7 protein-coding genes are annotated in these 13,180 nt (G+C 41.3%); 2 read left to right on the top strand and 5 right to left on the bottom strand.

Translation table 11 applies throughout. The annotated features are described in order from the left end of the window. Positions 1 to 158: 158 nt before the first annotated feature. The 4 genes from P2G54_RS16090 to P2G54_RS16075 form a co-directional block, all read right to left on the bottom strand. Positions 159 to 4,421, bottom strand: a complete 4,263-nt coding sequence (locus P2G54_RS16090) for a gliding motility-associated C-terminal domain-containing protein (RefSeq protein ID WP_275872580.1) — start codon at positions 4,419 to 4,421, stop codon at positions 159 to 161. Between the two features lie 2,222 nt (positions 4,422 to 6,643). Then, the gene (locus tag P2G54_RS16085) at positions 6,644 to 7,117 is read right to left on the bottom strand and encodes a RidA family protein (RefSeq protein WP_275872579.1); all 474 of its coding nucleotides are present in this window, start codon (positions 7,115 to 7,117) and stop codon (positions 6,644 to 6,646) included. 12 nt (positions 7,118 to 7,129) lie between these two features. Next, positions 7,130 to 7,921 (bottom strand): MBL fold metallo-hydrolase, encoded by a 792-nt coding sequence (locus tag P2G54_RS16080; RefSeq protein ID WP_275872578.1) that lies wholly within the window; start codon positions 7,919 to 7,921, stop codon positions 7,130 to 7,132. Positions 7,922 to 7,968: 47 nt separating this feature from the next. After that, complete coding sequence (locus P2G54_RS16075; protein ID WP_275872577.1) at positions 7,969 to 8,871, bottom strand: helix-turn-helix domain-containing protein; 903 nt, start codon at positions 8,869 to 8,871, stop codon at positions 7,969 to 7,971. A 1,114-nt stretch (positions 8,872 to 9,985) separates the two neighbouring features. Here P2G54_RS16075 and P2G54_RS16070 point away from each other — a divergent pair. Next, on the top strand, positions 9,986 to 10,807 hold the full coding sequence (locus P2G54_RS16070; protein WP_275872575.1) for a GNAT family N-acetyltransferase: 822 nt from the start codon (positions 9,986 to 9,988) through the stop codon (positions 10,805 to 10,807). Between the two features lie 78 nt (positions 10,808 to 10,885). Here P2G54_RS16070 and P2G54_RS16065 read toward each other — a convergent pair whose 3' ends face one another. Further along, a complete protein-coding gene (locus P2G54_RS16065) occupies positions 10,886 to 11,485 on the bottom strand; it encodes a hypothetical protein (RefSeq protein ID WP_275872574.1) in 600 nt (199 codons plus the stop codon). Between the two features lie 414 nt (positions 11,486 to 11,899). Between P2G54_RS16065 and P2G54_RS16060 the strand changes: the two genes are divergently transcribed. After that, positions 11,900 to 12,331, top strand: coding sequence for an ester cyclase (locus P2G54_RS16060; protein ID WP_275872572.1), 432 nt, complete (start codon positions 11,900 to 11,902; stop codon positions 12,329 to 12,331). Positions 12,332 to 13,180 lie beyond the last annotated feature (849 nt).

The raw sequence follows: 13,180 nt of genomic DNA, 5'->3' as shown, positions 1-13,180 counted from the left end.
TTTCGAAAAGATGTATATTAAATCCGAGAAAACATCCTCAGGATCAAATATCACTCTGGAATATGATCAAATTATATGTTAAACAGTAAGATAAACCGGTCAACGTTTTTTAGGCATTAACAATCAACAACCCACAACTCACAACCTAGAACCTAGGATCAATCAAGAACCAAAATCGATCCTTTTTCAACTTTAGTACTTCCCATTTTGAAATTTTTGATCGTGATCAGTACTACATAGGTTCCGTTGGGAACTGTTTCATTATTGAAAGTCCCATCCCAATAACAGCTTGATTTGACGCCATTCTCCGGATTTTTGTCCTCACAAAAATAAATAAGTTGTCCCCATCTGTTAAAAATGGATACTGCCAACTCATCGGCTAGATTATCCGGGTAAATTTCAAATCCTTTTCCGGGATCTCCCAGCCTCATGGCATTGGGATACCTGAGTTCAGGCTCGCACTTGTCTTCTACTACAAAATCAGCAAAATAGGCACATCCCAAAGGGTCCTTTGCAATCAATGTGTAGGAACCTGCCTGATTGGGGGCAAAAATCTGTTCCGAACTGACTTCCTCGCCATCGAGGATCCAGCTGAATTCACTGAATCTACTTCCCGGGTCTATACTCTCTTCTATTTTTCTCTCGGTGCAAATGGTGTATAAACTACCCAATACCGGTGGATCGGTGAAGGATTGGGTGACCTGTATTTCCTTTTCTCCCAAAAGACAGCCCTCTGCATCCGTCAGGGTGACACGGTATTTACCTTCATGGTCAACGATGATTTGACTGCTGTTGTCATACACGCTCAGATGTACCTCTCCAGAGGCTTCCAGGCTGTACCATTGGACCAAATGACCCTCGGGATCAGTCAAAAGAGTGAGGGTAGTGGAAGAGTCTTCACTACAGAAAGGCCGTAATTCAAGTTCCAGTTCTGAAGGTTGGATAATACTAGCTTCAAAACTTTTCCCCACCGGACACATTTCCTGATTTGAATCCATTCCCTTGATTTGATAGGTACCGGTTTGGGTCAGAGAAAAAGCTCCATTTGAGTCCGGGCTGACCGTAGATCCATCCGGAGCGATCAGGGAAAAAATCAGGGCTTGCTCCGATTCTGGTATAAGTAGATATTCTCCGCAGGCTGTCACCTGAGCGGGTATCTCAAATTGTACATCGGGTCTTTTTTCTACACTATAGATATCCGGGACTGCATGGACCTTTCCTTCTAAATCCATTAGTTCTACAGAATAATCCCCCGCGGGAACTTCGGCTATAATTTGGTTTTTATTTTCAAACTCACCATTCAGTTCCTGTCCGGTATTCAAATCGGTGATTTTGTATGAACCGCTTTGGTTTTGAGTCCATTGGATGATGAGCTGCCCCAAACCTGTATCTCCCTCCTGACATTCGGCAGCAGAGGTGGATACGGAATAATCGAGAAACCCGGGAGGGAAAATAATTCCCGGAATCGTCAGTTGCTCGTTGTCAAAGACATATTCTCCTTTTCTGTCCCATCCAGAAGCCTCTGCTCCAATAAAAATATAAGTGTCAAAAATATTGTAGGAAGATACGCTGTAAGGGAAGGTGAAACTTTGCTCTTCTCCGGGTTCCAAGCTCGGGAGGGACCATGAATTGTAGCCTAAAAATTCATTGACATTTACATTAAACAGGGTAATTCCCCCTGTATTTTTTACCAGAATGGTAAAGTTGATAATTTCTCCTTCCTTGGTAAAATGATCCAGATCTGCTGAGATGGATACTGCTATTTCGGGGAATAGGCTACAATCCTCAATAATGATTTTTACTTCTTTTCGGTCACTTTCACAGGCTCCATCTGTTCCCTGGCTTACCCAAATGGAATATTCCTTGGGTTTGGACAAATCCACAATAGGGGGACTGGTCATAGGCGGGGTGGAGGGATCATTGTCTGGATAATAATAGACAGTATATCCGGGTGTGGCATCCACTGTGAGTGGGAGGGATTTTTCCTCCATACAAAATATCAAATCCTCTGTGTAAGGTTCCGGGCTTTTTGGATTCACAGTTAGTGTCAATGGGATTCTCATACCTGTGCAGGAGCCTTCAGGACCTTCGGATACCCAAATGGTTTCAGATCCTACCTGAGAAGTATTGACATAATAAGAGGGGAGAGGAGTACCACCAATTTCTTCAGAGAAAAAATAAACCTGAAAATCTTCCTGGCTTGGAGGAATTAGTTCTGATAAATCAGATGGAGGATCTCCCAGACAGAATTCCGGAAGCTCTCCCAGATTTAACTCTGTAAATAACATAAAGTCAGGGCAGTGTAGGGCAGCAAATTCGGCTTTTCCGGAAATGGGAACCTCAATGGGACCATAAACTGCATTGCCAGCGCATAGCCCTTCCATGTATTCTTTGATAAATGGAAGATTGGAGAAAGGTTGGTTAGAAATACTGCCTGTTCCCGAAATAGATCCGTTTACCAGGAGTCTAGCATCACAATTGTCATTTGCCAGCACAAAGCAATCCTCGGTCAATTTTAATCTATATTCCAAGGAGGCGATGATATCTTCTACATTTTCCAGAATAGGAATGTCGCCGATTTCCCAGATAATAGAACCGGCTATTCCCATAGTGGGGTCAAACCTGACCGTCCCAAAGGAAGAAGGGATCACCTCGGCGCTGACAAAAACTGCATTGTAAGGAATAGGGATGACCAGTTGGGAATTTACAGTGGATTCTGTTCCTACATTTCTAAGGTCTACCTGATAGATGATTTCCTCACCCGGTTGAACAGTAGGTGTGTCTGTTGGAGGGGCACCATTTATGGATTTGATATAATTATGGGCCTCGATATTGGGTGAATAGGATAAAACAGAAAAGGCCAGTGCATACAGGGTATAGAGATCCTGGCTGGTCCCATATCTGAATTTGGCAGAATTCTGGTTGTTGGCAATGATGGTATTATCCGGATTGGGTACTTCCCATTGGACGATGTCAATTCCGGTATTATTCAGGAGAAAGGGAGTTCTGGGATTGTCCTGATATACTCCGTTTTGGTCTTGGACAGGTGTATAGATGGAAGAATTGAAGAAGTTTTCAGGGGTGTTCAAGGGGTGGTTCAACTTGACCCAATCTCCTTTTTGATCCTGAATCTCCAAAAAGTCACCTCCGATCGGCTTGTCTCCCTCACTTGCCATTATTCCTAATTTCAGGCTGACAGGTCCCTCTTTTACCGCACCAAAACCTTGGATTTCTATTTCCCCATTTTGTTCCACTCCATTCCATGCCGCTATAGAAGTATATCCGTCAAAAATGGTCACATCCCGAAGGTTCATTTTTGAGTTTTGATAAACTACGATCAGGCCCCAGTTGCCAAAATATCCGACCTCATCGGATAATCCTTCCGTCAGCGCAATGTCGGCTACCGTATATTCTCCGCTGCCAGAAGATTTGACCAGATCAGTCACATCAGCGTAGCCCACATAAATTTCATACAGTTCTTCCTGTGGGTAGAAAATCGCGTTCCCGTCAGCAGTTACCTCGAGATAATCTGTCGCTCCGGGTGGTTTGAATTTCAGCTTTCTTTTGTCAAACTGTTCTGTGTAGTAGATATAGGGTCTATAGGTTCCTGAAGTGATTAATTGGAGGGAATTTTCCCCTTGGACAAACTCATCGTATTCCGTAGCAAGGGATCGGGTCAATTGCCCAATGCTGAAATTCAGGCCTTCAAAACTGAAGGTGATGGGTTTGAAAGTAGACGTAGAAACCGCGGTTTGATTTACTATCTGTAGGTCTTCTACGGAAACCCAGGATTCATTATTGATGGAGTAAATTACTTCTCCTTTGGCAGTGAATCTGAAAATTATGGTAACCGTTCCGTCATTGGATATAAGCTCATATTGAGGGAAAATCAAGCCGTTTTCATCAAAATTTGGGATTACAAAGAATTTATAAGGTAAAAAATCGACTGAATCCTGATCCTTTAATACTGTCTCTTGCTGATCTAAGGTTACGGGCTCATCAAGTCCTCCTCTTTTTGTCAGTTCAAAGTTCAGGCCTAAACCTGGGAGGGTTCTTCCTGACCAGTACAAACCGGCATAGATAATCTCTGTACAATTGGGGTCTGCACCATTTTCCTCTGAAAACACAAGTGTGGCCGAAGATGAATTGAAAGTGTTTGGGATATCGTCTATATCCACAAAGCGCATCTTTTCCAACGAGTTGGTTCCATCCTCCCGGTAATTTTCAAGCGTAAGGTTTGTATTGCCAATGATGCTGAAATCACCCCGGATTTGATAGATGTTGTTTTGAAGATTGGAGCTTCCTACCCTATGTTTGAAAGGAACCCGGTAGTCATTTTGTGCCCGAGCTGAAAAAGCAAAAGCTAAAATTCCCCAAAAAATCAAAAAGATTGTCAGGAATGTGTTTTTCCTCAAAATCATGCAATTAATTAAAAGTATTCAAACAGGGTTGATTCTATAGGTATTCCTACTCTTATTGGGGAAATATATGGAATTTAACTAATAACACACTTTTCAGTGCTAAAAAATTAATTCAATTTGAGTTTTTATCAGAAATCGATTTCCTCAATCATCTCTTTTCCATCTTGATATTTGGCTTTTAGGGGGAAGGGGGGAGTGGTCAGTGATCAGTTATCAGTAGGCAAAATGTCCACCCAAAACTTACAACTCACAACCTAATTCTCAATTCTCAAAATCTACAACTCACCTAAAAGACTGCCGCGTCGGCTTTCCGCCTCCTCGCAGTGACGACAACCGACCCTGCTGTTCGACATTTGCAATGTCGAACTATATATCGTAGGATTTCCAATCCGAAAGGTCGTCTTTGTCTTGCTGGCAATTCAACCCATTTCCAAACCCAAACCCTGCGCCAGCGCTGGTTCTGTACTCCATTTTGTATCCTAGGGTTTCACCCTAGGCTATTCACAGTTCGACTCCTTCGGAGTCCTTTTACCGAATCCATTTCCCCTGATCAGTTAAACAGTTAACCAATTAAACGATAGTGTCCCATTGAGCAGTAAGCACTAATGATCAACCTACAACCCACAACCTAGATCAGTCAGCTAAGGGAAATCAAAGATCGATTTTTAAATAAACCACGAATTCAGCGAATTAAAAGAATAACTTGTCCCGATGTAATCGAAAGGGAATAGGAGAAAGGGATTAGAGTTCAGGGATTAGGGATTAGAGAATAACTTGTACCGATGTAATCGGGAAGGTAGACCCAAACGTTTAACGCTTAAACGATTAACGCCTTAATCCATCAAATCCCCTTTTGATTATAGAAGATTTTAAAATTTAAAAAAACTACTTCAACTGGAAGGAATGGCCCTTCGGGATTTTCGGTTTTTTCGAGGTTCGGAAAGCCGTTAAAAAAATGGCTTAGCGCCGAGCTTGCCTCGGTGATCCAGCCATTTTTAGGCTTGAAGAAGGAGAAAAAATCCATCCTAAACGAGACAGAGGAATTTGAACAATCTCGGCAGGATGGAAGAAAATGCCGGGGCCGAAAGTTTTTTCCTACGCGCATCCCGGCCCTTCGCGGTCAATTACCTAGCTGTTCGACATTTGCAATGTCGAACTATATATCGTAGGATTTTCAATCCGAAAGGTCGTCTTTGTCTTGCTGGCAATTCAACCCATTTCAAAACCCAAACCCTGCGCCAGCGCTGTTTCTGTATTCCATTCCGTATCCTAGGGTTTCACCCTAGGCTATTCACAGTTCAACTCCTTCGGAGTCCTTTAACCCAATCACCGTTTTCCCTGATCGATTAACCAGTTATTCAGTTAACCAATTAACCAATTAACCAATAATGCCACTGAGCAGTAAGCACTGATGATCAATCAATAACCCATAACCCAATTAATAATTCCTAATTCTCAATTTTCAATTCTCAAAACCCACATCCTAATTCCCAATTCTTCATTTTTAATTTCTCATTCCTCCTTAGAGGGCCTGGCCCTTCGGGATTTTCGGTTTTTTCGAGGTTCGGAAAGCCGTTCAAAAAATGGCTTAGCGCCGAGCTTGTCTCGGTGATCCAGCCATTTTTAGGCTTGAAGAAGGAGAAAAAATCCATCCTAAACGAGACAGAGGAATTTGAACAATCTCGGAAGGATGGAAGAAAAGACCGGGGCCGAAAGTTTTTTCCTACGCGCATCCCGGCCCTTCGCGGTCAATTACCTAGCTGTTCGACATTTGCAATGTCGAACTATATATCGTAGGATTTTCAATCCGAAAGGTCGTCTTTGTCTTGCTGGCAATTCAACCCATTTCAAAACCCAAACCCTGCGCCAGCGCTGTTTCTGTATTCCATTCCGTATCCTAGGGTTTCACCCTAGGCTATTCACAGTTCAACTCCTTCGGAGTCCTTTAACCCAATCACCGTTTTCCCTGATCGATTAACCAGTTATTCAGTTAACCAATTAACCAATAATGCCATTGAGCAGTAAGCACTGAGGATCAACCTATAATCTACAACCCACAACATCCAACCTAGAACAGTGGTCAGTGATCAGTTAGCATTAGGCAAAGCGTCCACCCAAAACTTACAACTCACAACCTAGAACCTACACCAACTTTAAACTTTAAACTTTCAACTTATAACCCACAACCCACAACTCAGACCCCAATCACCAAAACCCAAAAACTACTCTCCTTGGCTTCGACCCCTTTTTTTGAATGTAAAACTAGCAGTTAGGCCAACCGAAAAATTTCTGGGCAAGCTTTCCACTCCAAATATTGCCCTGGCATGTTGTCCTTTTTCTCCCAAGATTTCCAGAAACAATTCAGAGGCACCATCTACCACTTTTGGGGCATCATCCCAGCCTTTGCTGCCTTGGTAATAAGCATCTATATGGTTCAAGCCTATAAAGTTATCCATGTCCACGTGCTTTTTGATTTGCGAAAGAACATTGAGTGCACAGAACTGCATTGCTTGATATCCATCCCGAGTATTTACCTCGGCTCCTAATCTTCCTAAGTAAAAGTATTTGTTCTCAATAATGGGAAACTGGATGGCTACATACCCAATGGTACCCCTTATGTTTACGGATACATACTTCCCTCCGGGACTACTTGCGTTCGGTAGAAATAAGCCCATTTTTTTCAACTTTTCTTCCATTTCAAAAGGCGATTAGTGGGTAAAAAACAAGATTTCTCCGTTTTGGGGAATCATTAGCCTGGAAGAAGAAATTCCCTTGCTATTCGCAAATTCTCTCAGCATTTCCCGGGTAAGGGTTTCATGATCCAAAGCCCCTATATGAGTCGCGATAACTATGCAGTTTGAAGCATATTGACTAAGTTCCACTACTTGTCTTTCGTCCATCACAACACTTAGGGTATCCTCACTTAATTCAACTCCCAGCGCATTGTATTTTTTGAAAAATCTGTTTCCTCCTGCATGGCACACAATAATCTCCGGCTTTACCCGGTCAATTGTTTCCATTACACCTTCATACCAAACCGTGTCCCCGCACCAATAAATTGTTTTTTCGGAAAAGTGGGAAAATACAAAGCCTGATACATTACCCATGAAGTTTAAAATTTCTCCTCTTCCATGCATACCTTCCGTTGCCTGGAGTTGAATTCCTTCAATCCACTGGGAATCATTTAAAGGGTGTACTGTCTCAAAACCCATTTCAACAAGCTTTGAAGCATCAGCTTTTTGACAATAAAGCGGAATTTCTTTCGGTATGACTTGCTGGGCCACTTCATCAAAATGATCCGGGTGCAGATGGGAGACTAAAACAAAGTCCACATCTTTTAGAATATCCTCAATACTGAGCGGAAGCTCAGATGTAGGGTTTTTGGATTTTCCGGCAAATGAGGGAATTGAAAACTTTGGAGCCAGGAAAGGATCAATCAAAAATGTCTTCCCGGCATACTTCAATTTAAGAGTAGCATTGCGAATTAATTGGACCTCCATCTTTTTCTTTTTTTGAAACAAAAATGGATCCTCGGAAACTGATTTCCTTATTCAAAATTGCTAAATCCTCCTTTGCGTACTTTTCTTTTTCTCAAGATCGGATAGATAGAATTGGGCTCTTGAAACCCATTCTTTAAGGCCAGTGCAGTCACATCATTCTCTCCTTCTGAAAGTTGTTCTTGGATTTTCCGGATCCGGATTTCCCGGATCATCTGATAGGGACTGCTTCCAAATGCCTGTTTGAATATCCGAATAAAATGAAATTTGGAAAGATTAGCGGCGGAACTCATCTTGTCCAAGGTTAAAAATGGGTCACTGTATTGGCTGAAGATCAAATCCTTTGCAATAGAAACCCTTTTGAATAGCTCTTTTTGTGTGCTTTTTTTCGAACTGTTGATGAAGCTTTGATGAGTTTTCTCCTTCTTGATGAACTTGAAGACCCAGGCCATAGTCTCTTCTATAAATTCCTCATGTTCCAGATTTGGGTACTGGTTTAAAAAGCGTTCCAGTTCTAGGGGTTTGTGGAATAGATATCCTGAAAGAAAGTCGAATTCCTCCTCACTTTCTGGTTTATCCAATAATTCCTCTTGACTTTTTAATTGACTTGAAAAAACGGCTTTAAACGTATTAAATCCCAGATGCAGATTGAGAATATCCACAGAAGGTCCTTTATTGATTCGGTATTCAAAACTTTCATAGGGAGGAATCAACATCAGTGTATTTCTACAGATTCTATAGTTTCTGGACTTAAGTTTGACGTCTACGGAACCCGGTCCTTTTACGGTAAAAATTGAAAAGGAACTTTCCGGTACAAACTTGGAATAGGAGCTTAGGCTTGTATCAACCAGTAAATCTGGCCAAATTAGATTGGTTCCCAACTCTATTCCATCCCATGTATTTCGAAGTCTACTTATTTGTTCAACTGGGGGTAACTCTTTGGAAATAAGCATTATTTGGTTTTTGTGCCCGGGAATTGCTTACGGAATGTCATGGCTTTTGTTCAAAATTCATGATTTCGCTGTCCTCTAGCCCAATTCCTAATTCTCAATTCTTCATTCCTCATTCTTCATCCCAGCTGTTCGACATTTGCAATGTCGAACTATATATCGTAGGATTTCCAATCCGAAAGGTCGTCTTTGTCTTGCTGGCAATTCAACCCATTTCCAAACCCAAACCCTGCGCCAGCGCTGGTTCTGTACTCCATTTTGTATCCTAGGGTTTCACCCTAGGCTATTCACGGTTCGACTCCTTCGGAGTCCTTTTACCCAATCACCGTTTTCCCTGATCGATTAACCAGTTATTCAGTTAACCAATTAACCAATAATGCCATTGAGCAGTAAGCACTGATGATCAACCTACATCCCACAACCAAAAACAGTGGTCAGTGATCAGTTAGCAGTAGGCAAAACGTCCACCCAAAACTTACAACTCACAACCTAGAACTTACCCCAACTTTAAACTTTCAACTTATAACCCACAACCCACAACCTAATTCATAATTCTCAATTCTTCATTCCTCATTCCCCATTCTTAATTCTAACTTCCTCATTCCCTTTCCATCTTGCTGGCAATTCAACCCATTTCCAAACCCAAACCCTGCGCCAGCGCTGTTTCTGTATTCCATTCTATATCCCAGGGTTTCACCCTAGGCTATTCACAGTTCGACTCCTTCGGAGTCCTTTTACCCAATCACCGTTTCCCCTGATCGATTAACCAGTTAACCAGTTAAACAAATAACCCAGAACAAACAGAATCAATAAATAACCCAACTTTAAACCTAGTAGGCAGTGATCGGTTAGCAGTAGGCAAAACGTCCACCCAAAACTTACAACTCACAACCTAGAACCTACACCAACTTTAAACTTTAAACTTTAAACTTTCAACTTATAACCCACAACCCACAACCTACAACTTTAAACCTTTGCTAATCAGCAATTTGGTAGTAAACAATAAATAAAGTCCCCACCTCAAAATCTTTCTATAAAAAACTTCCCCAAAAAGAAATCCGTAATCCCTTTTTAATCCAAGGGTTCTCCCTTCCGTAAAACTTCAAGATTTTTAAAAATGACGGTAAACAATCTGGAAGGGATTCCCTTCTCTGAAATCATTCAATGTTTTTACAAAGCATTTGAAAATTACTTCACTCAGTTTCCAAAAGACGATGCCTATTTTCAGGAACGCTGGAGAAAGGCTAATGTCAATTACCGTTATTCCTTTGGAATGTTCGATAATGGGGTTTTGGTCGGTTTTGTATTAAACGCCTTGGGTGAAAAAAATGGAGTATATACTGCCTACAATGCCGCAACAGGAGTCTTGCCAGCCTATAGGGGTAAAAAAATTGTCTCTCAAATTTTCAGCCATGTGCTCCCCCAGCTTAAGATCCAGGGAGTGGAAAATTACATTCTGGAGGTCATTCAGGAAAACACCATTGCCATTAAGACCTATGAACGGGAGGGATTCCGCATAACCAAACACTACCGCTGTTATTCAGGAACTCCTCAACTAGACAGTACAGATTTTTTTGAAGTCAGGAAATTGGACAGCAGAGCAATCAATAGGGATTTATTGGTCCATCACGACAGGTACTCTTGGGAAATGCATATCGATACCATTCAAAGGGGAAACTTCTCCTATTATGAGGTATTAAAGGAAGGTAAGCCTGAGTCCTATTTTATGATGCTTCCCGAGAGGAGTTTTTTACTGCAATTTGAGGTCCTGACATCCGAACCGGGAGCTTGGAAAAGGCTATTTACTGCTGTCAAAAGAGTATGTCCTACTTTCAGAATTATCAATGTAGATGCAGAAGATCAGGAAAGAATTCAGCTTTTGGAGAGCCTAGGTCTTGAAAACTTTCTGAATCAGTATGAGATGGAGAGGAGGATCTGATTTTGTATTGAGGGCTTGGGGAGGATTTTTCTCCTTACCCAAGCCCGGAATTTTGGCCAAAGGATCAGGGGAATAAGTTCAGTTCACGCCAAGCCTTCCCTTTTTCAAAATGGTGTCATCTATGATGTCCCCAACCCGGAGCACGTAATAAGCCCCTCTTTTAAGTTTGTAAAGCGGGATATTATAGGATACCGTGTAGAAGGTTCTTTTGTAATTATCAGGAAGGTCACCAAGTTCCCTTCCTATTCCGAATTGGAAATCAAGTAGGCTAAAACCAATAGTTGGGGCAAAGGAGTTGGTTGAATTTTCTCCCACAGAGGAACTGAAAAGAAAGCCAAAATGTATTCCGTAAGTTGGAGTAAAATCCTGATTGATGATTTCACCGTTGGCATCCCTGATTTCCCTGATTTCTCCTCCGGTAAAAACCAATCCAGCGCCCACAGAATTGAAAAATGAAACAGCCCCTTGCGCTCCATTCAAATCCGGGGATTCAAATCGGTTGAATTTTACCACAGGCAAAGTAAAGTTGGAGGAAAGAATTGTGGCTTTGTACTTATAATTTTTCCCGGCTAAATCTTTCTTGTGATCGACTATTGAATCCAATTTGTCCAAGGACTGTGCTAGTAGAAGTGAACTAAGAGAAAGCATCAAACAAATCGTCAGCGTAATTTTTTTCATAATCTTTAGTTAAAAGTTTAAGGTAAAAATTGAATTGATTTAAACTTTCAATTTGGGAAAACTTTGGAAATAGAAAAATCAAATTATGCTTTGGTTATCTAAAACCTGTTTTTGATAATCCCGTAAAAAATGTGTCCGGCCTTTTTCTAAAGAGCGTTTTTTTATCCTTTGGAAAGATGGACCAGCCTCAACTAGCAAGCTTTTTTAATCAATTTCCTCAATTGATCCAAGAATCAGTACCAATAAAAGATTGAGATGAAAACTCCATGGCCTTTGCATTTTATAAGGTTGGGAGCTAAGCTAAGGCGCTTTGAATTTGGTGTCCTGAAGAAGAGGTGGGATTTTTCCGGAGAGTGCATTTTGATCGATAAAACTCAGCAAACTCAATCTTTAGAATTATACAGGTAATAAATTATGGAGGAGAACAACCTGTTAAACCTGACGCCAAAGAATCTAGCTCTAAAGTGGATTGAATTTTATAACAGCCATAATCCAGAAAATGCGGCATCTCTTTACCATGAAAATGTGACAAATATTCAGCTTCCTTATGATAAACCAATACAGGGACGTGAATCAATGAGAATTACCTACGAAAATATTTTTAAGGCTTTTCCTGACATTCGCATTGAAGCTTTGAACATTGTTGAGAACGGGACCTGGGTTGTTGTAGAATGGAATTTTAGTGGGACAATGAAAGGGGAGTTTGCAGGCTACTCCCCAAATAACAATAAGTTTGATATGAGAGGCTGTGAGATTTTTCAAATTGAAAATGGAAAAATCCTTATCCAACATGGGTATTGGGATAGGGATACGATGTTTAATCAGCTCAAGCTAGGAAAAGTCTGATGCGTGAATATTTGACATACTATCTTCTATAGGCGGAAAGAGCTTTCCAGACAGGTTGCTACCGGAATCAAGCATAGCCTTTTAAATAAACCACGAATTCGACGAATTAAGCAGAAGGGATTAGGGAAGGTCACAATTCAGAATTCTCAATTTTCAATTCTCAAAACCTACATCCAGCTGTTCGACATTTGCAATGTCGAACAATATATCGTAGGATTTTCAATCCGATAGGTCGTCTCTGTCTTGCTGGCAATTCAACCCATTTCCAAACCCAAATCCTGCGCCAGCGCTGGTTCTGTATTCCATTCTATATCCTAGGGTTTCACCCTAGGCTATTCACGGTTCGACTCCTTCGGAGTCCTTTTACCCAATGACCGTTTCCTCTGATCGATTAACCAGTTAACCAATTAAACAATTAACCGATAATGCCATTGAGCAGTAAGCACTGAGGATCAATCAATAACCCATAACCCAATTCATAATTCCTAATTCTCAATTCTCAATTCTCAATTTTCAATTCTCAAAACCTACAACCTACAACCCACAACATCCAACCTAGAACAGTAGGCAGTGATCGGTTAGCAGTAGGCAAAGCGTCCACCCATAACTTACAACCTACAACTCACAACTTACAACCCACCTAACAGACTGCCGCGTCGGCTTACCGCCTCCTCGCAGTGACGATAACCGATTGGATACAACTCACAACCCACAACCCACAACAGTGGTCAGTGACCAGTAGACAGCAGTCAAAACGTCAACCCATAACTTCCAACTCACAACCTACAACCTACAACCTTCACCAACTTTAAACTTTAAACTTTCAACTTATAACCCACAACTTCCAAC

The organism is Algoriphagus sp. CAU 1675 (genome assembly GCF_029222925.1).
GTDB lineage: Bacteria > Bacteroidota > Bacteroidia > Cytophagales > Cyclobacteriaceae > Algoriphagus.
This window is presented reverse-complemented; position numbering and strand designations above follow the sequence as displayed.